Consider the following 254-nt stretch of genomic DNA (forward strand, 5'->3'; position numbering starts at 1 on the left):
TGCTCTTTCTCGTCATCACAGCCACGGGTCTCATTGGGCAGCTCTTCTTCCGTCAAAGTCACCGCCGCTCTCGTACGGTGTAATACGATGACCCACGCGTTGCCATACCGCTCGTACTCTAAATTCGGTAAGCCACGACGTAGCGGAGCTCGCAGTCCCTTCTCTGCGAGAATAAAAGCCACCAGAAGACCGCGATCTGTGAACAATCGCGGTCGTTCCAAGCACCACCTACTGGTGATTTCAACGCCAGGACG

At 55.1% G+C, this 254-nt stretch carries 1 protein-coding gene; it reads right to left on the bottom strand.

Translation table 11 applies throughout. The annotated features are described in order from the left end of the window. Positions 1-206: hypothetical protein (locus J5474_RS22605; RefSeq protein ID WP_209364269.1), on the bottom strand; the 206-nt coding region annotated here is incomplete at its 3' end. Positions 207-254: the final 48 nt, after the last annotated feature.

The sequence above is a fragment of the Sagittula salina genome (assembly GCF_017813235.1).
GTDB classification, from domain to species: Bacteria; Pseudomonadota; Alphaproteobacteria; order Rhodobacterales; family Rhodobacteraceae; genus Sagittula; species Sagittula salina.